The 23,697-nt window shown below is 50.9% G+C and carries 20 protein-coding genes; 16 read left to right on the top strand and 4 right to left on the bottom strand.

From position 1 onward, the window contains the following. Window positions 1-3 precede the first annotated feature (3 nt). From H6X83_RS09080 to H6X83_RS09065, 4 genes are all read left to right on the top strand, one after another. On the top strand, window positions 4-564 hold the full coding sequence (locus H6X83_RS09080) for a GNAT family N-acetyltransferase (RefSeq protein WP_212506174.1): 561 nt from the start codon (window positions 4-6) through the stop codon (window positions 562-564). Between the two features lie 30 nt (window positions 565-594). Next, window positions 595-1,038, top strand: coding sequence for a ribose 5-phosphate isomerase B (gene rpiB / locus H6X83_RS09075; protein WP_281390884.1), 444 nt, complete (start codon window positions 595-597; stop codon window positions 1,036-1,038). A gap of 24 nt (window positions 1,039-1,062) precedes the next feature. Further along, the gene (gene upp, locus H6X83_RS09070) at window positions 1,063-1,701 is read left to right on the top strand and encodes a uracil phosphoribosyltransferase (RefSeq protein WP_212506172.1); all 639 of its coding nucleotides are present in this window, start codon (window positions 1,063-1,065) and stop codon (window positions 1,699-1,701) included. A gap of 87 nt (window positions 1,702-1,788) precedes the next feature. Further along, a complete protein-coding gene (locus tag H6X83_RS09065) occupies window positions 1,789-2,751 on the top strand; it encodes a phosphotransferase family protein (protein WP_212506171.1) in 963 nt (320 codons plus the stop codon). A 79-nt stretch (window positions 2,752-2,830) separates the two neighbouring features. Here the strand turns inward: H6X83_RS09065 and H6X83_RS09060 are convergent, their stop codons facing one another. Next, on the bottom strand, window positions 2,831-5,374 hold the full coding sequence (locus H6X83_RS09060) for a homocysteine S-methyltransferase family protein (RefSeq protein ID WP_246419151.1): 2,544 nt from the start codon (window positions 5,372-5,374) through the stop codon (window positions 2,831-2,833). Window positions 5,375-5,669: 295 nt separating this feature from the next. Next, window positions 5,670-8,777, bottom strand: a complete 3,108-nt coding sequence (gene pglX, locus H6X83_RS09055; protein WP_212506170.1) for a BREX-1 system adenine-specific DNA-methyltransferase PglX — start codon at window positions 8,775-8,777, stop codon at window positions 5,670-5,672. A 201-nt stretch (window positions 8,778-8,978) separates the two neighbouring features. On the opposite strand from pglX, the gene H6X83_RS09050 reads away from it, so the two are divergent. From H6X83_RS09050 to H6X83_RS09040, 3 genes are all read left to right on the top strand, one after another. Beyond that, on the top strand, window positions 8,979-9,854 hold the full coding sequence (locus tag H6X83_RS09050; RefSeq protein WP_212506169.1) for a methylenetetrahydrofolate reductase: 876 nt from the start codon (window positions 8,979-8,981) through the stop codon (window positions 9,852-9,854). Continuing rightward, window positions 9,844-10,497: a vitamin B12 dependent-methionine synthase activation domain-containing protein gene (locus H6X83_RS09045; protein ID WP_212506168.1), complete on the top strand. Its 654-nt coding sequence runs from the start codon at window positions 9,844-9,846 to the stop codon at window positions 10,495-10,497. The genes H6X83_RS09050 and H6X83_RS09045 overlap by 11 nt, the downstream gene beginning before the upstream one ends. A 164-nt stretch (window positions 10,498-10,661) precedes the next feature. Then, the gene (locus tag H6X83_RS09040; RefSeq protein WP_212506167.1) at window positions 10,662-12,092 is read left to right on the top strand and encodes an NAD(P)/FAD-dependent oxidoreductase; all 1,431 of its coding nucleotides are present in this window, start codon (window positions 10,662-10,664) and stop codon (window positions 12,090-12,092) included. An 85-nt stretch (window positions 12,093-12,177) separates the two neighbouring features. Here H6X83_RS09040 and H6X83_RS09035 read toward each other — a convergent pair whose 3' ends face one another. Both H6X83_RS09035 and H6X83_RS09030 read right to left on the bottom strand, forming a co-directional pair. Then, window positions 12,178-13,164, bottom strand: a complete 987-nt coding sequence (locus H6X83_RS09035) for a hypothetical protein (RefSeq protein ID WP_212506166.1) — start codon at window positions 13,162-13,164, stop codon at window positions 12,178-12,180. A gap of 11 nt (window positions 13,165-13,175) precedes the next feature. Continuing rightward, entirely contained in the window at window positions 13,176-14,672 is a 1,497-nt protein-coding gene (locus H6X83_RS09030) for an MBOAT family O-acyltransferase (protein WP_212506165.1), read from the bottom strand. A gap of 253 nt (window positions 14,673-14,925) precedes the next feature. Here H6X83_RS09030 and H6X83_RS09025 point away from each other — a divergent pair, with 253 nt between their 5' ends. The 9 genes from H6X83_RS09025 to H6X83_RS08985 all read left to right on the top strand — a co-directional run bounded on the left by H6X83_RS09025 (window position 14,926) and on the right by H6X83_RS08985 (window position 23,696). Further along, window positions 14,926-16,491 (top strand): O-antigen polysaccharide polymerase Wzy family protein, encoded by a 1,566-nt coding sequence (locus H6X83_RS09025; protein WP_212506164.1) that lies wholly within the window; start codon window positions 14,926-14,928, stop codon window positions 16,489-16,491. A gap of 5 nt (window positions 16,492-16,496) precedes the next feature. Continuing rightward, window positions 16,497-17,756, top strand: a complete 1,260-nt coding sequence (locus H6X83_RS09020) for a polysaccharide biosynthesis tyrosine autokinase (RefSeq protein ID WP_212506163.1) — start codon at window positions 16,497-16,499, stop codon at window positions 17,754-17,756. A gap of 187 nt (window positions 17,757-17,943) precedes the next feature. Next, window positions 17,944-18,171, top strand: coding sequence for a FeoA family protein (locus H6X83_RS09015; protein WP_212506162.1), 228 nt, complete (start codon window positions 17,944-17,946; stop codon window positions 18,169-18,171). Then, on the top strand, window positions 18,168-20,174 hold the full coding sequence (feoB, locus tag H6X83_RS09010) for a ferrous iron transport protein B (RefSeq protein WP_212506161.1): 2,007 nt from the start codon (window positions 18,168-18,170) through the stop codon (window positions 20,172-20,174). The genes H6X83_RS09015 and feoB overlap by 4 nt, the downstream gene beginning before the upstream one ends. A gap of 16 nt (window positions 20,175-20,190) precedes the next feature. Beyond that, window positions 20,191-20,346, top strand: coding sequence for a FeoB-associated Cys-rich membrane protein (locus tag H6X83_RS09005; RefSeq protein WP_212506160.1), 156 nt, complete (start codon window positions 20,191-20,193; stop codon window positions 20,344-20,346). A gap of 229 nt (window positions 20,347-20,575) precedes the next feature. Further along, a complete protein-coding gene (locus tag H6X83_RS09000) occupies window positions 20,576-21,520 on the top strand; it encodes an L-lactate dehydrogenase (RefSeq protein ID WP_212506159.1) in 945 nt (314 codons plus the stop codon). A gap of 271 nt (window positions 21,521-21,791) precedes the next feature. Beyond that, complete coding sequence (locus H6X83_RS08995; protein WP_212506158.1) at window positions 21,792-22,091, top strand: Dabb family protein; 300 nt, start codon at window positions 21,792-21,794, stop codon at window positions 22,089-22,091. Window positions 22,092-22,264: 173 nt separating this feature from the next. Then, on the top strand, window positions 22,265-23,281 hold the full coding sequence (locus H6X83_RS08990; RefSeq protein ID WP_212506157.1) for a stage III sporulation protein AA: 1,017 nt from the start codon (window positions 22,265-22,267) through the stop codon (window positions 23,279-23,281). Beyond that, entirely contained in the window at window positions 23,220-23,696 is a 477-nt protein-coding gene (locus tag H6X83_RS08985; RefSeq protein WP_246419631.1) for a stage III sporulation protein AB, read from the top strand. Before H6X83_RS08990 ends, H6X83_RS08985 begins: the two co-directional genes overlap by 62 nt. Window position 23,697 lies beyond the last annotated feature (1 nt).

Here is a 23,697-nt window from a genome sequence, read left to right as displayed (position 1 = left end):
GCCATGACACACTTGGGAACCAAACAGCTTGAAACGGAGCGCCTGATTTTACGCCGCTTTACGCTTGAAGATACCGAACCCATGTTTCGCAACTGGGCAAGTGACCCGGAAGTCACAAAATTTCTGACTTGGCCGACACACGCAGACACAAGTGTGAGTCAAAAAGTGTTGGAGCAATGGGTGAAGGATTACGAAAGTCCGGCAGACTACCAGTGGGCGGTTACACTGAAAAGCAACGGGGATGAACCGATTGGCAGCATCGCCGCAGTTCATGTAGATGAGGATACGCAAACTGTTGAAATCGGCTACTGCATCGGTAAAACCTGGTGGCATCAGGGAGTCGTTTCAGAAGCACTGCGGGCGGTCATGGATTTCTTTTTTGATGAAGTAGGTGCCAACCGCGTGCAGGCGTGCCATGACGTAAAAAATCCGCATTCCGGCATGGTTATGAAAAAATGCGGGATGCAGTATGAAGGCACCCTGCGGCAATTTAAATGCAACAACCAGGGTCTGGCAGATATTTCGTATTATGCGATGCTGGCTGCAGACCATAAAAAGATATAACTTAATAAATTCATAACGGAGGAAATGAATATGTTAGCTATTGGTTGCGACCACGGTGGATTTCAGTTAAAAAAAGTAATTGAAAGTTATCTCGAAAGCCGCGGGATTGAATATCAGGATTTTGGAACAGACAGTGAAGAAAGCGTGGATTATCCGCCGATTGCGGCAAAAGTTGCCCATAGTGTGGCAGAGGGACAGTGCGAACGCGCAATCCTCTGCTGTGGCACCGGCATTGGTATGTCCATTGCGGCTAATAAGGTGAACGGTGTCCGCGCAGCAGTCTGCACGGAAACCTACAGTACGGAAATGACCCGCCGCCACAACAACTGCAACTGCCTTTGCCTTGGCGGCCGTGTGCTGAACGCGGAGCAGGCAGTGGAACTTGTTGGAATCTATTTGGATACCCCATACGAGGGTGGCCGTCACCAGCGCCGTCTGGATGAAATTACTGCAATTGAAAACGGAGATCTTTGAAGTTTTGTTCGGGAGGATAAGAAAATGGAAAACTGTGAAAATGTATTCGTTATGGACCATCCGCTGATTCAGCACAAACTGACCTACCTGCGGGACAAAGAAACAGGAAGTAAGGATTTTCGCCAGCTTGTCAGTGAGATTGCTATGCTGGAGTGCTACGAAGCCACACGTGACCTGCCGCTGAAAGAGGTTGAAACGCAGACACCGGTGGCGGTTGCTAAAACAAAGGTGATTGCCGGACGCAAGCTGGCTTTCGTGCCGATTCTGCGTGCAGGCCTTGGCATGGTGGATGGCGTGCTTTCCATGGTGCCTGCCGCAAAGGTGGGCCACATCGGACTTTACCGCGATCCCAAAACACTGGCGCCGGTCGAGTACTACAGCAAGCTGCCCAGTGACATTGAGGAGCGCGAAGTTATTGTGCTGGACCCGATGCTGGCAACAGGCGGCTCCGGCATTGATGCGGTAACAATTATTAAGCGCAGCCACCCGAAATGCATTAAGTTTATGTGCATTATTGCCGCGCCGGAAGGAATTAAGGCGTTTACAGCTGCTCACCCGGATGTAAAGCTGTACTGTGCTTCTGTGGATGACCATTTGAACGAACACGGTTACATTGTGCCGGGCCTTGGCGATGCAGGGGACCGTATTTTCGGTACACTTTGAGTGTAAAAAAAGTGCAAGCAGGTTTACACTGTATTTGGCAGTGGGCCTGCTGTTTTTATTCGTGACTTACAAGTGGAGGAAATAATCATGCCGGTTAGCATGACAAAAAATCAAAAATCACGTGTTCAGTTGGAACACATGATGCAGCAGGCGTGCCCAAACAGTCCCGTCAAAATATTGAATGAATTGACAGAAGGATACTTCAATGCAGCGTATGAAGTCACGCTGCAAAATGGAAAACAGGTTATTTTAAAAATTGCACCGCCGCCGGATGTATCGGTCATGCGGTATGAAAAGGACCTCATGGCAGCCGAAGTTGGAGCTATGCGGCTGGTGGCAGAGCAGACGGACTGCCCGGTGGCAAAGATTCTCTTTTTCGACCAGAGCCGTACACTCTGTGATTCTGACTATTTTGTTATGGAAAAGTTGCCGGGCAAGAGTTTTTCTGTGCTGCAGGAGCAGCTGACAGAAGCGGAAAAGTGCCACATTCAGTTTTCAGCGGGTGTGTTCAACCGAAAGCTCAATGCAATTTCCGGTGAAAGATTCGGTTGCTTTGCGCAGCCGGAAAAACAATACACCGCGTGGTTCCCAGCATTTAAAAGCTTGCTGCAGGATGTTTTTGCAGATGCCGAACAGGTTTCGGCTTCGTTCAGTGTAAAGCCGCAGCTGCTGCTTGAACTGCTGGAAAGGGACAAGTCCTGCTTTGAGCAGGTAACTTGCCCGCAGTTGGTGCACTGGGACTTGTGGGCAGGAAACATTTTTGTGGACAACGGAGAAATATCCGGCCTGATTGATTTTGAGCGAAGCCTTTGGGGCGACTTTTTAATGGAAGCAGGTTTTCGCAGTTGGCAGCAGGAACCGGCATTCCTGCGTGGCTACGGTCTGCAGGAGCTGACACTGGCACAGCAGATACGGGTGCTGTGGTACGATGTTTATCTGCTGCTGATCAACAGCTTGGAGTGCGATTACCGGCACTACGAAACACGTGAGATTTTTCACTGGGCCAGTAAGATGCTTTTGGAAACTGTTCAAAAACTAGGAAGCAAATAGAGATGCAAAAAACGCATTCAACAGCCTTTTTAAAAGCTGCCGGATGCGTCTTTTCCTTTTATTTATTGTAAAAATTTGTTTATCCGAAAACCGTGGCGGCGTAGCGTACCGAACCCATGGCGTCTTTGCTGTAGCAGTCGGCGTGAATTTGGTCAGCGTACTCCTGCGTCAATACTGCACCACCGACCATTACTTTGCAGGTTGGGCACTGTTCATGCAGCAGTGCAATCGTCTTTTCCATACTGACTACCGTAGTTGTCATCAGTGCGGAAAGGCCGCACAGAGGTGCGTCGTTTTCCTTTACAGCATCCACGACTGTCTGCGGGTCAACGTCACGGCCTAAGTCAATGACGTTGTAGTCGTAATTTTCCAATAAAACTTTTACAATATTTTTACCAATATCATGGATGTCACCTTTCACGGTGGCAAGCACAATGGTTCCCTTCTTTTCAGCCTTCTGACCGCCTGCCTGCAGCGTGCTGCGAATTACTTCAAATGCGGCAGTAGCGGCGTCCGCACTCATCAAAAGCTGTGGCAGAAAAAGTTTGCCGCTTTCGTAGCCGGTGCCGACTTCATCCAGTGCGGGCACCAGTTCGTTTTGAATGACGTCCAGTGGTTCAGCCGTTTTTAAAGCATCTGCGGCGGCAGTGCGGGCATCGTCCTGTAAACCTTTAGCGACCGCGTGATAAAGCGCGGATTTTTTGCTTTTGCCTGCAGGTCCCTTTTCCGTTGCAGCGGCAGGGACCGCAATGTCAAAAGGAACAGATACTTTACCTGTAAGTTCCACTTTTTGTCCGGCAGCGGCGGCAAGGGCGTTGCCTGCGGCGACCAACGCGTTTGCAGCCACCGCCAGCGCGTTTCCGGTGGGGAGTGCGGCGGGCTTCTGTGCGCCTGTTTTCGGCAAATCCTTGTAATATTCAATGTACTGAATGCAGTTTTTGTCATAGCACATCAACGCGTTAAAACTGCGCCATGCGTCCATAATTGCTTCACTTTTGGGGTTGATGATGGCGGCGGAAAGTCCTGCCTGCATTGCCATGGTAAAGAACGCAGAGGTAACACGCTCGCGGTGCGGCAGCCCAAATGAAATATTGGAAACGCCAAGGCTGGTGTGCAGGCCCAGCTTTTCACGCACCATGCGGAGTGTCTGCAAAGTAACCTGTGCGGCTTCCTGACTGGCAGAAATGGTCATGGCCAGTGCGTCAATGATGATGTCGCGTTTCGGAATTCCGTATTTTGCTGCTTCCCGTACAATTTTTTTCGCAATGGCAAAGCGTCCCTCTGCAGTTTCCGGTATCCCGGTTTCATCCAGTGTGAGGGCAATTACTGCGCAGCCGTATTTTTTTACCAGCGGGAATACGGAATCCATAATTTCCTGCTTGCCGTTTACGGAATTTAAAAGCGGTTTGCCGTTGTAAATGCGCAGTGCCTGCTCCATTGCCACGGGATCACTGGTGTCAATCTGCAGCGGCAGGTCGGTAACACCCTGCAGCGCCTGAACCGCTTCGGTTAACAGCTTTGGCTCGTCAATTTCCGGCAGGCCGACATTCACATCCAGAATGTCCGCACCAGCATCCTGCTGTGCAATGCCCTCCCGCAGTAGGTAGCCGATGTCATCTTCACGCAGTGCCTGCTGAAGTCGTTTTTTGCCGGTTGGGTTGATGCGTTCGCCAATCAGCTGCGTGCGTCCGCCCAGTGTGACGGCATGGCTGTAAGAGGACACAACCGTTTTGGTGCTGTGGGGAAGTGACTTTGGCGTCTTGCCGGAAAGTTTTTCAACCAGTGCTTTGATATGTGCTGGGGTAGTGCCGCAGCAGCCGCCCAGAACACAGGCGCCGCCCTCCCAGAGCTTTTCAGAATCCGCCGCAAATTCCTCCGGCCCGACAAGATAAACGGTTTCGCCGTTTTCCACCTGCGGCAGTCCCGCATTCGGCTGAATCAGAATCGGCAAGTCCGTGTACTCCCGCAGCTTTGGCAGGAAGTCAATCATCTGCTGCGGGCCGAGCCCGCAGTTAAAGCCGACTGCGTCTGCGTGCAGGCTTTGCAGCAGAACCGCCGCGGCGGGAATGTCGCCGCCGGTCAGCAGCTTGCCTTTTGCGTCAAAGGTCATGGTAGCAAAGACCGGCAGGGAGGTGTTTTCTTTGCAGGCGAGCAGCGCCGCTTTCATTTCCAGTGTGTCACTCATGGTTTCAATCAGAATCACATCCGCGCCTGCCGCTTCACCGGCTTCGGCGGCTTCCTGAAAGGCGTGGTAGGCGTCTTCAAAAGAAAGGTCACCCATCGGTTCCAGCAGGCGGCCGGTTGGGCCGATGTCCAGCGCTGTCCATTTGCCAAGCGGTGCAGCGGCATCTTTCACCAAGTGAACAGCCCGCGTAATGGTTTCTTTTACGGAATATTCTTTACACTCCAGTTTAATGGAATTGGCACCGAATGTATTTGCGGTCACAATATCGGCGCCGGCTTTCGCGTATTCTGTGTGAATCCGAGTGAGTACCTCCGGATGCGTAAAGTTCCACAGTTCCGGCGTTTCGCCTGCGGCAAGACCCGCTTTCTGCAGCATGGTACCCATGCCGCCGTCACAGAAAATCATTCGTTTTCCAAGCTGTTCCCGTATGGATGTCATTGCAAAGCCTCCTCTGGCCTGTATTGGTTAAAGATTGAGTGGAAAAAGAAAACGTTCATAGTCTTTCACAAAATAACGGATATTTTTCCGTTGCGCAAAATGACAGCAAGTTTCTCAGTTCCCAATTTCATTTTCTGTGCCGCTGCACTGCGGGGTATTCGCAGCAGCGCAGAGATATCAAATTGACAGGTGAGTATTGCAGTTCGTTTTTGTTCTATATATCTATATAATAGAAATTTGCTTCACGCTGCCACGGTCGATTAAGCGGGCTTTTCCGTTTTATTCTATTATCTGATTAAATTTTCCGCAGAATCGGCTGCAGCTTAGCAAAGTTCACAGGGATGCCGTCGTTTCGGTCAAACACCGGTGGATGTGCTGCCAATGCTTTCAGCTTCTTTTCCTCCGGCGCAAGTGCGGCAAGAAAACACAGCGATGCCGTGAGGTCGCCATGGTAGTACAGCAGCGCCGGTTTACCGCAGCAGGTCTGCCAGTAAAGGGGACGCTTGCGGTACATTTGGCAGTGGCTTCGGAAAAACGTGCGGGTAAACCAGCGCTTTAAAACATAAGCGGTGGTGCCTTTGCCGAGCAGCAGAGCAAGTTCGTCCGCAGCACCGGTACCGAAGCGAGCTTCCAAAAATTCTGTGAACAGCTGCGGCGCTTCCTCCAGAAGTAGCACAGGCGTACCAGTTGGCGGCTGCCAGAAATCGCAGGCGAACCGCCCGAAAAACACACCGACAAAGTAAGAAAGAAGCGTCTGCGCATCCTGAGCAGGGTCAGCCGGATGGATGGAAAGGTCATGGCTTTCCACAGTGACCGGCGCGCCGGTGCCGTACAGCGTGGCAAAATGCCGGTTAATGGCTTCCTCATTTTCTTTTAAACGTTTTGCGTGGGCGGCAGAAGTCCTCTGCCGGTCTGCCTGCGCTTCTTTGAGCGTTGTACCTTTGGCGAGAACAAGCGGGTGGCCGGTGAAATTCCAACTGGTTTCCTGTTCATCCCAATCCGCACGGCAAAGGGTAATATTTTCGGCAACAAGCGTTTCTATGCCGGAGCGGTCACCGGCTTCCAGTACCGGCAGGCGGGCAATGTCCCCAACCTGGCAGTTCAGCGTTGGATTCAGCACCTGCAAAAACTGATACGCGGTGGAACTGCCCAGAAAACCGAGCCGGTAAAGTTTATCCTGCGGTTTTGGAAACAGAGAGGAACCCGCAATGTCGAAAATAAATCCCGCGGGGTAGGCACGTACGCCGAATTTACTGGAACTGACAAAACCCCAGCTTAAACTTTCCTCAAAGTAATGCTGCCGTCCGGGCATGGCGGCACTTTGCCCGCTTTTCACGCGGTAGCTGCGGATTTCAGTACCGAAGTCCGCAAAATCCACCACCCAGTCCTGATTGCCGTACCATTTTCGGTAGGCACCGCCTTTGTTGTAGGGAAACCATCGGCAAAGGCTTTCGCGGCAGTCCTGTGCGTCTTTGCAGGAAAAATCAATGTTGTCCTGATCAACTTCCCACCACAGGCGCAGAAAACGCTGATTGCTGCAGGTGAACAGGCCGTTGCAGATTTCAGCGGAGTCGCCAAGCGGCGTTCCCTGACGGAACACACGTGCAATGCTGCCGCCTGCCCAGTAGGCAAAGGGATTGCCGGGAATCTGCAGAAAATCAGAAAGGCGTGCTTCGTAATCCCATGTACTGCCGGGGTGCGCGGCAGCCTGTGCCACACGGCGCCCCATCTCCTCCATACCGCCGGTAAAGGCAGTCAGCTTCAGGTAACGGCCGGGATCTTCTTCTTTTTTATTTTGCAGTACGAACGTACATACTGGTACGGTTGCTTCCTCAAATGCGGAGTATTCCATCTGTACAAGGGATGAAACAGATTTTTCGTCCGCAAGAAACCGGCGCAGATGAACATAGCTTTTAATGAACATCCAAACAAACGGCGTCATAAAGCCGCAGTAGCCGTTTGGTTTGCAGAAGTCAAAATTACGCACCATGAATACCGCGAAAAGGTCATTGTTGTATTTCGGCCAGTTGGTGTCCACAAATTTGCGCAGCGGTTTTGCCATGTGATTCAAATAGGGCGGATTTGTTACCACAGCATCGTACTGGTTAGCAAGGACCTCCGTCTGCAGCAGCAGCGGCAGCAGCGTTTCCAGCGCCAGTCTGCGGGCTTCCATCTTAAATAAATCACCTGGCCAAAGTTCCCGGTGAATGGTTTCAAAGCGTGCTTTCAGCAGTGCTAGGTCCACGTGCGGTGCGTGCAGCAGAGAGCCGAACTGTTGGGCGCCGCGGTAAGCGGTTACCATGCGGTGCAGGTCATCATCCAGCGCTTCATCTTCGTTTGCCGCAAAGTGCAGAACATCTCTGGAAATGCCCTTACTTCCGTGAACAGCACACAGGTGCAGTACGGGGCGTTTGTCAAAAACAGCCGGGTCGCAGGCTCGTGCTTTCATCAGTAGGGCAAAGGCGGCAAGCTGGCGGCTGTGCTCATCGATGTCCAAACCCCAAAGATTGTTTTTTAAAATCTGCGGTGCCGCTTCCGCCGCAGAAATACCGCATTCCGCATAGATTTTCAGCAGCAGTTCAAATGCATACACCAGAATGTGTCCACTGCCCATGCAAGGGTCCAGCAGGCGAAGCTCCTGCGGTTGCATGGGGCGGCGGGTGGTTTTCTGCGGGGTGTCCAGATAGTAAGGCATCTGCGTGCGCAGACGGCTGTCGGGGTGGCTTTCCAGCCAGACACGCCCAAGGGTGTTCTGTACCATGTACTGCACTACCCAGTCAGTAGTAAAGAACTGGGTGGCAGCCGGCACATCCCGCATTTTGACTGCACCACGGTAAACATCAATGGCATTGTCTTTTTCTTCCAAGTGATAATATTGATACAGCCAACCAATGATTTCAACATTATTTTGCCAGTCGTTTTCTGGCAGGCTTTCTGCAAGAAGTTTTGTTGTACCATGCGTGCAACTGAGGGAGAGCAGAAGGTCATCACAGTCCGGGCTGGGAAAAAAATCCGGCATGCAATCATGCAGGCGGGCACATTCGCTGCGAAACAGCTCCGTAAACAGCGCATCACGGTCCAGTGTGTCTTCATGGCTTTTCAGCCAGTGCTCCATAATTTCCGGGATGCTGCCGTCAGCCGCGGGAGTTAGCACGCGATACGGCAGATATCCGTTTGCTTCCATATAGCGGATTCCGGCAAGCTGCATGAAAAAGCGGTAGGCCGCATTTCTGCAAAGGGCATCCTCCCCCAATTTGGATGCTTTGCGCAGCAGCAAATCCTGCTGCAGCCCGGCTCCCTCCGGCAGGCGCGGACCGCGCAGGGCTTGCAGGCAGAGATGTGCTGATTTTTCCAGACTGGCACGTGCTTTCTGTGCCAGCGCACAGACGGCTGCTTTTTCCATGCCGCTTCCTCCCTTTTCTAAACATGTTTATTTATTATAGTCGAAAACGCACGGTTTGTCACGCATCCCTTTTGCTCATACTTTATTATGGTGCATTCAAAAAGAATTGGCACAGGCGGCGGGTTTGTGGTATACTGTTTTCATCAGCAGAAGCAGGTTCTAACTCTGCGCCAAAACTGCGGAACAGGAGAGAATAAAACGATGAAAATCAATGAATTGCTGAAAAGTGGACATATAACCGTCAGCTGCGAAATATTCCCGCCGAAAAAGGGCATCGGCCTTACGCATGCCCGTGAAGTTGTGCAGGAAATTGCGGCACTGAACCCTGCATTTGTCAGTGTTACGTACGGTGTGGGCGGTACCAACTGCGACAACTCCGTTGAGCTTGCAGCGGAAGTGGAGAAAACCGGTGTGCCGGCGCTTTCCCATCTGACCTGTGTTTCTGCGAACAAGGAAGAAGTGCGCGCGGTTGCGCGCCGCTTTGCGGAAAACGGAGTGGAAAACATTCTTGCACTGCGGGGAGACATTCCGCAGGACGGCACATTTCCCGGCGAGGGACAGTACCGCCATGCCTGTGAACTGATTGCCGACCTGAAAGCAATGGGCGATTTCTGCATTGGCGGCGCGTGCTATCCGGAGGGACATGTGGAAAGTGCCAGCAAGGCGGAAGATTTACAGCATCTGAAAGAAAAGGCGGATGCCGGCTGTGACTTTTTTACCAGCCAGATGTTCTTTGATAATGATTTATTTTATAATTTCCTGTACCGTGCACTATCCGTTGGTATCCGGGTGCCGATTTTAGCGGGCATCATGCCGGTAACAAACGCAAAGCAGATTAAACGCAGTGTGGAGCTTTCCGGTACTTATCTGCCGCAGCGGTTTGTAAGTTTGGTAGATCGCTTCGGCGACAATCCGGCGGCAATGAAGCAGGCAGGCATTGCTTACGCTACTGAGCAGATTATTGACTTGATTTCCAATGGTGTGGAGCATATTCATATTTACACCATGAACAAGCCGGAGATTGCTGCGCAGATTTTCAGCAATCTTTCTGATATTATTGCTGACTATGCAGATTGATGAGCGGGAGGTATTCCGCTACCTTGGATGCGGACGGGAAGAACCCGGCGGGCGAATCCGGCAGGAGGTACAGGCGGCGGTGTCCCTTCTGAAAAAAGAATGTGACCCGCGTTGGATTTGGGCGTCTTATCCGGTTGAAATAGAAGGAAACAGAATCTGCACAGCGGAAATCATGCTGCAGAGCAAGGATCTTGCAAAACACCTGAACGGCTGTACACAGGTTTGTCTGTTTGCCGCAACTTTGGGTACTGCGCCGGACAGCCTTATGCGCCGCGCGGCGGCGACTGCGGTGACACCCGCCGTTGTACTGCAGGCTGCGGCCGCCGCTGCCACGGAAGCTTTCTGCGATGAATGCTGTGAGCAGCTGGCGGTTCATTTCGCAAAACAGGGGCTGTATCTTCGCCCACGTTTCAGCCCGGGCTACGGTGACCTTTCTCTTTCCTGCCAGCAGCAGCTTCTGCGTGTGCTGAATGCGGAGAAGCGGATTGGGCTGACATGTACGCAGAGTATGCTGATGACGCCGACAAAGAGCGTGACAGCATTTATTGGTTTGACCCCTGAACCAACAAAAACCGCTGGGCATGCCTGCGGCGGGAAGTGTGCTTCCTGCCCCAAAACGGACTGCGCTTATCGATTGGAATAAATCAAAAAGCTGCTGTGCTTTGCAGAAAATGCAGGTTCGGCAGCCATTTTTCTTTATAAAAGTTTTACTTCCGGAAATTGGTGTTGACAAAATAGAATGACCTGCTTATAATTGAAACGTTTGTGCCTGTGTTGTTGGCTGATTAGAAAGGAATTAAAGCAAATATGAAAAATAATTACGATGTACTGGTGATCGGTGCCGGTCCTGCCGGTATTTTTACCGCACTGGAACTGGACCGGGTCTCGCCGGAAAAGTCGGTTCTGGTTGTGGACACCGGCAGTGCCATTGCGGACCGGCGTTGCCCTGCACGTACACAGGGCCGTTGCATGCACTGCAAGACCTGCAGCATTATGAACGGCTGGGCGGGTGCCGGTGCATTTTCCGATGGCAAACTGTCTTTGTGCGAGGATGTCGGCGGTAATCTGGTGGATTATATGTCTAGGGAAAAAGCACAGGAACTGATTCATTACTGTGATAAGGAATATCTGCACTTTGGCGCACCGGAGAAAGTGTTTGGCACAGGTGACCGCACAGCGGATAAAATCGCCTATGATGCCCGCCGGCAGAACATTCAGCTGATTCGCTGTCCTGTGCGCCATATGGGTACCGAGTACAGCTATCAGGTTCTCAAGGCCATGTACGATTATTTGGCACAGAAGCCGCAGTTCACATTTTTGCCGCACACAACTGCGGAAAGTATCCTTGTGAAAAACGGCCGTGCTGCCGGAGCCGTACTGACACTTGCGGATGGTTCCACCAGCCGTGTGGAAGCGGAAAACATTGTTGCCGCGCCGGGCCGCGGCGGTGCCGCATGGCTTTCCCACATTGCGAAGCAAACCGGTTTGGAGCTTACCAACAACGAAGTGGACATTGGTGTCCGTGTGGAAGTGCCGAATGGTGTCATGGACCACTTAACCAAGAGTCTGTACGAAGCAAAGCTGGTCTATTACTCTGACACTTTTGAAAATAAGGTGCGTACTTTCTGCATGAACCCCGGCGGCATTGTCAGCGAAGAACATTATGACGGCCCGAACGGCGGTCTTGCTGTTGTAAACGGACATTCTTACGCAGAAGAAGAACGCCACAGCGACAATACGAATTTCGCACTGCTGGTTTCTACTAAATTCACACAGCCGTTTGACCAGCCAATCGAGTACGGCCGCTACATTGCAAAGCTTGGAAATATGCTGACAGGCGGCGGCATTATGGTGCAGCGTCTGGGCGACCTGCTGTTGGGACGCCGCAGTGATGCTTCCCGTTTGTCCAAGAGTACGACTGTGCCGACTCTAAAAACTGCGGTGCCGGGTGACCTTTCCTTTGTGCTGCCGCATCGCCACTTGACCTCGATTGTGGAATCGCTGAAAGCGTTTGATGCGCTGGCACCGGGACTTTACAGCAAAAATACACTGCTGTACGGTGTGGAAGTGAAGTTCTATTCCTCCAAAGTCGAAGTCAACGATGACTTCTCTACGAAGATTCCGGGGCTGTACGCAATCGGCGACGGTGCGGGTATTACCCGCGGCCTGATGCAGGCCTCCGCAACCGGTGTGGTTGTTGCGCGCGCAATTTCCGGGAAGGCAGAATCCAGCCTGTAATTCTGTGCTGAAAAATGAAATAACATAATATAAAAACAGCGGCCGCTTCGAAGTGAATTTTCGGAGCGGCCGCTGTTTCATATAATCAAGATTCTTTAAAAAGCTGTGCAGCATTTTCTTTCAGGTAATTTCCAACGTACTCTGTCACTTTGTAAGCGCCGTTGTAGTTTACATGAGAAGCGTTATTCATCATGGTTGGAAAGTCAAAGTTCATTGCCGTTAATTTATCCGGGCGGTTCAGGTCAAGGAAAAGCACACCGGCAGCATCCGCTTCTTTTTGTATCTGATTCAGTTTGCCGGGGGCGTTGCCTGCCCATTTTGTAAGGTCATCACTTTCCATTTCACAGGGGAAATTAATGAGCACCAGCTGAAAGTTCTCATCTTTTGCCAGCTGAAAGAACTTTTGCAGGTAAGTTTCCTGCTTTTCAGCGAGCGGTGTGCAGGTAGTGTAACCCCAGTTATCATAGGTCATTGTTTTTCCGTATTCCTGTTCACCGCCCGCAAAGCCAAGTGCACCGGTATAATCGCCGGTGTATTCACTCCATTCCTCCGCGACAGTGTCTGTGTCACTCCAGCGGCTGTGGTACAGAAGATAGGGGAAGAAGTACTGCTTCCAGTCCTCCTGTACAACGGATGCCTGAATTGCCTCAATTTTATTAAGACTCAGCTTCATGGGGTCCAGTACACGGTGGGCAAAGCTTTCATCACCGTAAGGAGATTCGTTCAGCGCATAATAAATATCCAAAACGACAACCTTTGGGTTCTGCCGCTTCAGTGTTTCTTTTAAAAGATAATATGTTTCATAAAATTCCTGACCACCGGTTGAAGAATTAAAGCTTTTGATACCAAAAGTCTTTTCAAAATGTTCCGGATTAATGGCGCCGCCCATGTGGCTGCCGCCCGCAAAGATGAGCGGATAGCTGTTTTCTGCGTCCGTGTAAAGAATTCGTTTCAGGTCACGGTAGTGACCTTTGTCAACGTAATATTCATTTAGGAAGCTGAGTCCTAAGCCAAGGCAGAGGGCAAGAGAAACGAGGCCGAACACCTGCCGCAGAATTTTCTTTCTTTTCATCCGTCCGCCTCCTAAAACATTGCGTAGATGAAGGACTGCGCACTGTAACTGGGACCATAAACTCCGCAGACCAGCACCAGTGCCAGCAGGCAGAAAACACTGACCCACTGCAAAGCGCCGTTCCAGTGCAGCCACCTTGGGTAAAGCGAACCAAAATGGTACTGAATGCATTCCAATATCATGACAATAAGAATGCCGGCAAGCACCAGTTCAAAACCCAGCAGACCGTTGGTGAACTGTGCGGAAATAAGGTCCCAAAATGGTGTGCCGCCACTGAAGAACAGCCCCTTCATGACAGCGAAAGCACTGTGGATGCTGTTACATCGGAAGAAAATCCACGCAAAATCAACAAGTCCAAAGGTAAACAGCGTGCTCAGCACAATCCGCAGCTTGTTCTGCGGCCGAAAATGCAGAACACCGCACAACTTTTCCCGTACAGGAGCCAGCACACCGCCGATTACTTGAAAAACGCCGTGCAGCAGTCCCCATGCGATGTAGTTCCAGCCGGAGCCATGCCAGAAGCCGCTGACTGCAAATGTGACCATGACATTGCAGTATTTGCGCAGCTTGGAACAGCGGCTGCCGCCAAGGGGAATGTAAATGTAGTCGCGCAGCCAGCTGGAAAAGGAAATGTGCCAGCGGCGCCAAAACTCGCGGATGCTGCGGGAAAGGTACGGCATATCGAAGTTTTCCGGCAGACGGAAACCAAAAAGCTCCGCGGCACCCAGTGCGATGTCAGTATATCCGGCAAAGTCCGCATAAATTTCAAATCCATACAGCAGCACAGCACTCCACATGGGAAGGCCGGCGTACTGCTGGGTGTCGCTGTAAATAAAGCTGATCCACGGCGAAATGCGGTCAGCAATTACAAGCTTTAAAAAGTACCCCCGCAGCATGCGCAGGCAGGCGTGCTTTACCTGACTGTAAGTCACGCATCTCTTTTCCCGAAACTGCGGCAAAAGTTCCGGTGCACGGCAGATTGGGCCGGATGTGACAGAAGGGAAAAAATTCATGTAAAGAAGGTAATACAGCAAATTGCGTTCGGCCGGCAGTTTGCCTTTGCTGACGTCCACAAGGTATGAAATTGCTTGCAGGGTAAAAAAAGAGATGCCCATTGGCAGCAGAAACGCGGGTGCCTGCAGCGTAACCTGCGCACCGAAATGCCGCAGCAGCCTTTGTATGGATGAGGTAAAAAACTGCGAATACTTGCAGACCAGCAAAGCAGACAAAGTAAGCAGCAGAAATACGGCAAGTGCCGGGCCTGTCCGTTTTTGCCTGCGATGCAGTCTTTGCAGGCAAAGCCCGCCAAGGTAGGAAACAAGCACAACTTCCAGCAAAACCGGCAGCGCCGCAGGTGTCCATGTGCAGTAATAAAACAGGCAGGCCGCCAACAGCCACCATTCGCTGAAACGCTTTGGCAGCAGATGATAAAGGAGTGCGCAGAGTGGGACAAATAAAATATATTCAGCAGAGAAAATGAGAATATTGGCCGCCTCCTTGGAATACATCAGAACATTTGTAAATCCTATACATATCAGGGCTCAAGAAGCATTCATATACAATATATTGTATATTAATTGGTGAATCTAAGCTGTAACTACTCAAGTATAACATTCGATTTTCTCAGCGTCAACTTTCAAAGTGACGAAAATGCGTGTGCTTGTAAATCTAAGGAAAGGATGCTATAATAAAAAAGCTGTACAAAAATTAAGAATAAATATTAGTTTTGTACAGCATAATCTTTTAATTGGGGGAATGCCCATGCTGCGTGTGAAACGAACCAGTGTGGTGCTGGATATGCTGGTCTTTGGCATGGCGGCAGCACTGTTTCTGTCTTCGGCTGTTTTTCGGTGGATGGGAGAGGGCTATATTACTACCGCGTTCTATTTGATGATGTTTGGAATCATCGCTTTGGATGTAGGTGCATTCCTGCATTCCGCATTTCATATATACCGGGATGTTCATTTTTTACTGTTTGTTTTTGCTTACAATTTGCTGCTGCTTGGGCGGGTATATTTTAATAGTATGTATTTCCCGCACAAAATGCTGGTCGCACTGGAAGCGGACAGCTGGGACAACCTTTACACGGCACTTACGGTTGTTGCGACTGGATTGTTGGCTTTCATTGTATTTTACTATGCGGCAGGGCCGCTTTTTGCAAAATATGAACGGCAGATTGTGCGTGGGCAGGCAGAGAGAAAAAAAGAAAATGGAACACTTCCGGTTATCCGCCAGCTGTCGAAGATTATGCTTTATGCTTCGTCAATTCCCTATTTCTATACGATGGCGCTGAAAGTGCTGACGGTGCTCAAAAACGGCTATTCCGCTTCTTTTACGGACACCATGGAGATTCCGGGAATTATCAGCCGCCTTTCAGCAGTTTTTGTGCCGTCCTTTGCGGTGTTTCTCGGAACGCTGCCGTCGGTCAAAGAAATGAAACTGCCGCTTTTGGTATACGGCGTGTACATGGTGGCTTCGCTGTTTACCGGGCGGCGGAATATGCTGGTAACAGAAGCGCTGATGCTTTTGGTGTACTTTGTCATGCGTGATTTCCGCAGGGCAAAAGGCAAGCGCCGCATTACGAAAAAGGTCGTTGCGTTCTGTGGCATCGGCGGGGTGCTTGGTGCCTATCTGCTGCAGATGATGGCATACAAGCGCGCGGGAAACTTCATTTTGACCCGTTCATTCGGGGATGTGCTTATGAGCTTTGTGGATTCACAGGGAGCAAGTTTCCGTGTGGTGATTCAGACGGTCAACAACATGCCGTCGTTTGACCAGAATATCACTTGGTTGTATCTGTTGTATCCGTTTGAACTGTTTGCGCACAACAATCTGGTCATCCGCAATCTGTTTGGCCTGCAGCCGATCGTTGAGGTACAGAATGAGGGCTTTGCAAAATCCACACATAATTTTGCGCATGTGCTGACTTATAAAGTTGACCCACAGCGCTATGAGGGCGGCGGCGGCTTTGGCACATCCTTTATTGCAGAGAGCTATGTTGCGGGCGGCATTGCTGCGGTCGTTCTGCTGGCAATTATGGCGGCGGTGCTGTTCCGTTTTCTGTCGTCCATTCTGGCGCACAACTGGGTGGTTATCGCATTTGGCATGCTGGCTTTCCGCCAGCTGATTTACCTGCCGCGCAGCTTTGCCTTTACTTGGGCAACGGAAACTTTCAGTATTACCAATATTGTTTACTTTGCGGCATTGTACGCAATAGCACTGCTGATCATACAGATTAGTGCAAAGGTGCGCCCGCGCACACGCGCACCTTCTGTGGAAAGTCTTCCTGACAGCAAATCCCCAACGACTGAAATTATCGGAGGTTAAATACTATGGAAGTAAGCGTAAGCTTTTCGGATATCTGGAGCTTTATCAAACGAAACTGGTGGAAGCTGCTGATCGTGATTGTTGTGGTTGCCGGTGTTGGCGCAGGCATGTCCCTGCGAGTCCTTTCACCGACGTATTCTTCGGATTCTACAGTTGTGATTTCCTGTAAAGTTGCGGAAAATGCGGACAAGGAGTATCGCCTGCAGTACACATCCATTTTGGCGAGCCGCATCAACAGCGGTTTGGCGCTGGCAAACGCAACGCAGATGAAGCAGTCAGTTGCCGACCAACTGGGAATTCCGGTTTCTGAGATTATTGATATTAAGGCAACACAGAACCAGAACGCGCCCAGCATCAAAATCACAACTTCCACAAATGACGCTGATGTTTGCGCCAAAGTTTCCGATACGGCGTGCAGTCTGCTTGCAAATCAGATGAAGCAGATGTTCCCGACACCGGAGCTGACCGTAACACTGGTAGACCCCGGCAAGGATGCTGCGGCGGTTTTGCCCGAGATGGCAGCAGTAAAGGGTGCTGTGCTTGGCGGTGCATTTGCTGTGATTGTCTGTTTTATTTTCGCCGTGCTGAAAGTCCTGCTCGACAAGCACGTGCGCAACAGCGCCTTTGTTGCGGAAGCTTTCAAACTTCCGCTGCTCGGTACTGCCGGAAGTGGGAAGCACACTGCCGAAGAGTACCGCCGCATTCGCTCGGCGGCACTGCTGCAGGCGGGGGATGGACGCAGTCTGCTGGTTGTGCCGGTCAGTAAAAACAGCCGAGAATTGGAACTGGTAAGCGGCCTTGCGCGCAGCCTTGCCGGCAGCAAAAAGAAAGTGCTGTTGCTTGACACGAACATGGAAGCACCAGCGCTGGCAGCTAAAATAAGTGTGCAGCCAAAGGCCTCTCTGTATGCAGTACTTAGTGGCAGTGCTTCCCTGCAGGATGCAGCTACCGCTGCTGATACTGAGGGACTGGATTTCCTTGGCTGCACTGCTGCGCCGGAATCCGAAACAGCGGCCGATTTGCTGGGTTCAGCGGCTTTTGAAAAACTGCTGGCAGACGCTAAGGAGACTTATGACTATGTTCTGCTGAGTGCTCCGGCGGAGGAAGCCTCCTCTGACGCTGACAGTGTGGCTGCCGCGTGCGACGCGGTTGTACTGGTTGCACGCTATGGCGTGACACCGATGGCACAGTTCCGCAGCAGCCTGCGCCGCATTCAAACATCCGGCGGCAAGGTAATTGGTTTTGTTACAACCGATGCGGACTAAAATCTAATCGAAAATGCAAGCGGGTGCCGCAGATATGCGGTACCCGCTTTTTGCGTTTTTGTGTCAAGAAAAATTTGGATGTGCCCATTCTGGCGCTTGACAATTTTACCTGCCTAAGATATAATAAAACCGTAATAGATAGCATATGCTAACTAAAGATAGCATCAACTAACAGAAGGAGACGGTTATGACACTGGATAAACTCCCAATCGGCCGCTCAGCGGTCATTAAACAGGTTGGCGGTGAGGGCGCTCTGCGCCGCCATATGCTGGAAATGGGGCTGACTCCGCACACACGTGTGCAGGTGCGCAAGGTGGCCCCTATGGGCGACCCGATTCAGCTGGAACTGCGCGGCTATGAGCTGACTCTGCGCCTGGAAGACGCACAAAATATTACGCTGGAGGGTGAAAAATGATTTTTGCATTGGCAGGAAACCAGAACTGCGGGAAAACCACCCTGTTCAATCAGCTGACCGGAAGCAACCAGCATGTTGGCAATTTTCCCGGCGTAACAGTGGAACGAAAAGATGGCATTATCCGCGGGCATAAAGACGCAACGGTAGTTGACTTGCCGGGTATTTATTCGCTTTCCCCTTACACCAGCGAAGAAATTGTGACTCGCGACTTTATTCTCAACAAGCATCCGGACGGCATCATCAATATTGTGGATGCAACCAATATTGAGCGCAATCTTTATCTGACTATGCAGCTCATTGAACTTGACCTGCCCATGGTGGTCTGTCTGAATATGATGGATGAAGTGCGGAACAACGGCGGAACGATACATATTGAGGAACTGAGCAAAGAACTTGGTGTGCCGGTCATTCCGATTTCTGCGAGCAAAAACGAGGGTATTGACGAACTGATTGATATTCTCATGGAAACTGCGCAAAACAAGAAAAAGCCGATGCGGCAGGATTTTTGCAGCGGCCCGGTGCATCGGTGCATTCACGCGGTGGCACATTTGATTGAGGACCACGCGCAGCGAATCGGCGTTCCCGCGTACTTTGCCGCAACCAAGCTGGTGGAAGGCGATACCCCCATGATGACCGCGCTGGCGCTGAATGAAAATGAAATTGATATGCTGGGTCACTCCGTCAAGGAAATGGAACGTGACATGAATACCGACCGCGAAGCCGCCATGGCGGATATGCGGTACACCTTTATTGAAAAGCTGTGCAGGAACACGGTTGTAAAACCGAAGGAAAGCCGGGAACATCGGCGCAGCGTTCGCATAGATGCAGTGCTTACCAACAAATATGCGGCCATACCGATTTTCCTGTGCATTATGTTCCTGATTTTTTGGCTGACCTTTGGCGTGATTGGCGCGGCGCTGAGCGATTTGCTCACACTGGGCATTGACGCAGTTACGAATGCAGCTACAAATGGACTGCAGGCTTACGGCATTAATCCCGTTGTGCAATCACTGATAATCAGTGGCGTTTTTTCCGGCGTGGGCAGTGTGCTTTCCTTCCTGCCTACGATTGTGGTGCTGTTTTTCTTCCTGTCTATTTTGGAGGACAGCGGTTACATGGCACGTGTTGCGTTTGTGATGGATAAACTTTTGCGGCGTATTGGTCTTTCCGGCAGAAGTTTTGTACCCATGCTGATTGGTTTTGGCTGCTCGGTGCCTGCCATTATGTCCGCACGCACACTTTCCAGTGAGCGTGACCGCAAAATGACTATTCTGCTGACACCGTTCATGAGCTGCAGTGCAAAGCTGCCGATTTACTCCATGATCACCATGGCGTTTTTTCCAAAATACCGGGCATTGGTTATGATTTGCCTGTATATTGGCGGCATGGTTATGGGCGTTTTGAGTGCATTGCTGATGAAACACACGATTTTCCACGGCAAGCCGGTCCCCTTTGTCATGGAATTGCCGAATTACCGCCTGCCCAGTCCGCGCAGCACCGGGATGTTGGTGTGGGAAAAGGCCAAGGACTTTATGCAGCGCGCCTTTACGGTGATTTTTATTGCTTCTATTGTCATCTGGTTCCTACAGACCTTTGATGCAAAGCTGAACCCGGTAGCGAACAGCCGCGACAGTATGCTGGCTGCGATTGGGCAGTTTGTTTCACCAATTTTCGCTCCGCTTGGTTTTGGCGACTGGCGCGCAAGCACGGCGCTGCTGACCGGCTTTACGGCCAAGGAAGCAGTGGTCAGTACCTTCGCGGTACTTACGGGTGCGAGCGGTGCGGCGCTGCCGCAGGTGCTTTCCGGATTGTTTTCGCCGATGGGTGCGATTGCTTTTTTGGTATTTGTGCTGCTGTATTCACCTTGTGTGGCAGCAATCAGCGCGGTTCGCCGCGAAATGAACTCACATATGTCCGCAATCTCTGTTGTGCTGTATCAGACAGGTCTGGCGTGGCTGACCTCGTTTGTGGTTTATCAGATTGGTTCCTTAATTATTCGGTAAAAAGGAGGGCTGCACAGTGCAGGTTCAGGATTGGATTGTACTTGGCGTGCTTGCGGCGTTGGCAGTGTTGGCCGGGCGTTTCTGGTGGAAGCATCGCCACAGCTGCTGTGGAAACTGTGCCAGCTGCAGTCACTGCGAAAGCTGCCACAGGAGTGAAAAAGATAATAAGTAAGAATAATCCGCAGTTCCGTACAACTGCGGATTATTGAAAAAATTAAATGTTAAATTTTTAACAAATTTTATCGAAACGTATTGCATTTGTGCCGCTGAAACGATATGATGAATTTGTATGAAGCAGTTTTTTCTGTTCATACTGTAAATTGACTGGTTCTATGAGAAAATGCAAACAGAACGGCGGCAGGTACGGGCACCGCCGCGGACAATGAAGGAGGTACTTACAGATGGTGAATATGCAGAAATGCGCAATGATTGGCTGTGGCTTTGTGGGGGCGAGTTCAGCGTTCTCTTTGGTGGAAAGCGGCCTTTTCACTGACCTGGTGCTGATTGATGCCAACCACGACAAAGCAGAGGGCGAGGCCATGGATTTGAGCCACGGCTTGGCGTTTACACAACCGATGGAGATTATTGCCGGTGATTACGCAGATTTAAAGGACTGCGGCATTATCATTATCTCTGCGGGTGCCGGTCAGAAACCCGGCGAAACACGTATGGATTTGGTGCACAAAAATGTTGCAATTTTCAAGCAGATCATTCCGCAAATCGTAAAATACAATCAGGAGGCCATTCTGCTGGTCGTTGCCAACCCGGTGGACATTCTGACGTGGGTGACGTGGAAGCTTTCCGGCTTTCCGGCTGAGCGGGTCATCGGCAGCGGTACCGTACTGGACACTGCCCGGCTGAAGTATCTGCTGGGGCGCCATCTGGATGTTGACCCGCGCAGTGTACATGCTTTCATTGTTGGTGAACATGGTGACAGCGAGTTGGCAGTATGGAGCAGCGCAAATGTCAGTGGTGTTCCGCTGACAGAGTTCTGCGAGCTGCGCGGCTACGAGGAACACGGCAGAAACCGTCAGTTGCTCTATGAAGAAGTAAAGAACAGCGCTTACCGCATCATTGAGAAAAAGGGAGCTACTTATTACGGAATTGCACTTTCTGTACGGCGTATTTGTGAATGCATTGTACGTGACGAACACAGCATCCTTTCTGTCAGCAGCCTGATTCAGGGACACTTTGGCCTGACAGATCTGTGCATGGGTGTGCCGACTATCCTTGGCAGCAAAGGTGTGGAACGTGTGCTGGACATTGGCCTTAACCAAGAGGAACAGGCGGAACTCGAGCGCTCTGCCACTGCATTGAAGCAGGTGTTACAGGAGATTCAGCTCTGATTTTTGTTTAGTTAAATCACAAAATTGAACGCAGATTGCTATAATTTTGTGAAAACATTCCATAAATTACAATGAAAAATACACAGAAACTGCCGCCGCGTAGAGGAACGGATTTGTGCTTTCATCCAAAGTTATTTCCGGAACCAAATTTGTGCATGTGTGTGCTTCCTTTTATGGTATAATTGCAAATGAATCAATATTTTGCTCAAAACTAGCTGCACCACAAAAGCACATGCTGAGTTCAACTGAATGGTAAAGGAGGTAACGCATCATGGTGAAACATATTGTATTATGGAAATTAAAAGAATCGCAGAGCAGAAATGCCGCCGGTGTGGCGGCCAGCCTGCGCAGCCGGTTCAAATCTTTGCTGGGTGTTGTAGATGGCCTCACTGCGATTGAAGTCGGTGTGAATTACAAAGACGGTGACTACGATTTGTGCCTGTCCGCTGATTTTAGCAGCAAAGAAGCTGAGGCGGCCTATCAGCAGCACCCGGAGCATTTGAAGATTAAGGAACTGGTACACAGTGTGGTTTGTGCACGCACGGCGTTTGACTACGAATATACTAGCTGACAAATTTAGCTGAAAAAAGCAGAATAATTATGAGTACCGCAGGATATGTAAAAAGCATGTCCTGCGGTATTTTTTTGCGTAAAAAGCTTTGCTCTGAGCAGAAAATTCCAACGTTCTATGTGTGAAAAGACGAGCATAGGATATAGGGACATGCGAAAGGTGGGACAACCAAAATGGAAAAAACTCAGGAAAACACGCGTAGGTTCGATCAGGCAGCTGCAGCTTTATGCCCGCGTGTAAAAAGCCTGCTGCTGGGGCTGCCGGCAGCGGTGCGGACAGAAGTTTCAGAAATACGCCTGCGGGTAGACAGGCCAATCTGCCTGTGGGGCAGCGGAAGTACATGGTTTGTTGTTAATAATGGTGTTACGCTGACACCGGAAAAAGGAATTTGTGCCACAAAAAATGATTTGTATGAGAGCTTTCGTATGGTATGCAGCTATTCCGTTTACAGCCATCAGGACCAGATTCGGGAGGGCTATGTAACACTGCGCGGCGGGCACCGTGCGGGACTTGGTGGTACCGCGTTGCTGCATGACGGCGTTGTGACCGGCATGCGGGACATTACCTCAATTAACATTCGTGTGGCACGGCAGATAAATGGCTGTGCGGCAGAACTGCTGCAGCGGCTTGGCAACCTCCTGAATGGAGGGCTGCTGCTGGCTGGTCCGCCTGCATCCGGCAAAACAACACTGCTGCGGGATATTGCCCGGCAGCTTTCCAGCGGGCAGTGCGGCCAGATACATAAAGTGACGGTTGTGGACGAGCGTGGAGAACTGTGTGGTGTTCATCAGGCGGAATACGGAAATGACCTTGGTCCTTGCTGTGATGTACTGGACGGTTTTCCGAAAGCTGCCGGTATGCTGCTTGCCATTCGCTCTCTTTCACCGGAATACCTGCTGTGCGATGAATTGGGAACCGCACTGGAAGCGGATGCACTGGTACAGAGCGTCAATGCGGGTGCAACGGTAATCGCCAGTATCCATGCGGGCAGTTTAGCGGAACTGGCCTCCCGACCGCAGGCACGTGCGCTGCTGCAGAGTGGTGCTTTTGCACAGGTGGCTCTTTTAAAAAACGGAAAGCCGGGGCGTGTGCAGGAAGTGGTAAAGGCGGGTGATTTGCTTGTTAAAAGTGCTGGGGGCGGTGTGCCTGATTTTTGCGGGCGCGGCAGCGGGCTGTCTGCAATCGCGTAAACTGCGGGAGCACCGCGACCGCCTGCAGGCTTTCCTGAAATTTTTGAGTGAAGTTAAAACTGAAATTGCTTATGCGGGCGTTCCAGTGGAGGAGATTCTGGAGCGTCACGGAAAGAATATAGATTTTTTGCTGCCGTATTTTCAGGCGCGGCAGAACGGCGAGGACTTTCTGCAGGCGTGGGGGAAAGCCGCCGGCAGCGACCTGCTGCTGCCGCAGGAACGTACCTTACTGCGAAATTTTGGCGAAGGCTTCGGTGCAACGGATATGCAGGGGCAGCTTTCACACTGCGCACTTTACGAGGAACTGACGCACAAAGAATTGGACACTGCAGAGGAGCTTTACAAAAGAAAAGGCAGGCTTTACCGGATGCTGGGTGTCTGTGTGGGTGCAATTCTTGCTTTGGTACTGATATAAC

Source organism: Caproicibacterium amylolyticum, assembly GCF_014467055.1.
GTDB lineage: Bacteria > Bacillota > Clostridia > Oscillospirales > Acutalibacteraceae > Caproicibacterium > Caproicibacterium amylolyticum.
This window is presented reverse-complemented; position numbering and strand designations above follow the sequence as displayed.

Coding starts and splice junctions, on each gene's coding strand:
- H6X83_RS09030 (WP_212506165.1), bottom strand. CDS start 14,672: ATGTATTCCAAGGAGGCGGCCAATATTCTCATTTTCTCTGCTGAATAT.
- H6X83_RS09025 (WP_212506164.1), top strand. CDS start 14,926: ATGCTGCGTGTGAAACGAACCAGTGTGGTGCTGGATATGCTGGTCTTT.
- H6X83_RS08990 (WP_212506157.1), top strand. CDS start 22,265: ATGGAAAAAACTCAGGAAAACACGCGTAGGTTCGATCAGGCAGCTGCA.
- pglX (WP_212506170.1), bottom strand. CDS start 8,777: ATGGAAAAAGCAGCCGTCTGTGCGCTGGCACAGAAAGCACGTGCCAGT.
- H6X83_RS09060 (WP_246419151.1), bottom strand. CDS start 5,374: ATGACATCCATACGGGAACAGCTTGGAAAACGAATGATTTTCTGTGAC.
- upp (WP_212506172.1), top strand. CDS start 1,063: ATGGAAAACTGTGAAAATGTATTCGTTATGGACCATCCGCTGATTCAG.
- H6X83_RS09035 (WP_212506166.1), bottom strand. CDS start 13,164: ATGAAAAGAAAGAAAATTCTGCGGCAGGTGTTCGGCCTCGTTTCTCTT.
- H6X83_RS09000 (WP_212506159.1), top strand. CDS start 20,576: ATGGTGAATATGCAGAAATGCGCAATGATTGGCTGTGGCTTTGTGGGG.
- H6X83_RS09080 (WP_212506174.1), top strand. CDS start 4: ATGACACACTTGGGAACCAAACAGCTTGAAACGGAGCGCCTGATTTTA.
- H6X83_RS09050 (WP_212506169.1), top strand. CDS start 8,979: ATGAAAATCAATGAATTGCTGAAAAGTGGACATATAACCGTCAGCTGC.
- H6X83_RS09045 (WP_212506168.1), top strand. CDS start 9,844: ATGCAGATTGATGAGCGGGAGGTATTCCGCTACCTTGGATGCGGACGG.
- H6X83_RS09065 (WP_212506171.1), top strand. CDS start 1,789: ATGCCGGTTAGCATGACAAAAAATCAAAAATCACGTGTTCAGTTGGAA.
- H6X83_RS09040 (WP_212506167.1), top strand. CDS start 10,662: ATGAAAAATAATTACGATGTACTGGTGATCGGTGCCGGTCCTGCCGGT.
- H6X83_RS09020 (WP_212506163.1), top strand. CDS start 16,497: ATGGAAGTAAGCGTAAGCTTTTCGGATATCTGGAGCTTTATCAAACGA.
- H6X83_RS09015 (WP_212506162.1), top strand. CDS start 17,944: ATGACACTGGATAAACTCCCAATCGGCCGCTCAGCGGTCATTAAACAG.
- rpiB (WP_281390884.1), top strand. CDS start 595: ATGTTAGCTATTGGTTGCGACCACGGTGGATTTCAGTTAAAAAAAGTA.
- H6X83_RS08995 (WP_212506158.1), top strand. CDS start 21,792: ATGGTGAAACATATTGTATTATGGAAATTAAAAGAATCGCAGAGCAGA.
- feoB (WP_212506161.1), top strand. CDS start 18,168: ATGATTTTTGCATTGGCAGGAAACCAGAACTGCGGGAAAACCACCCTG.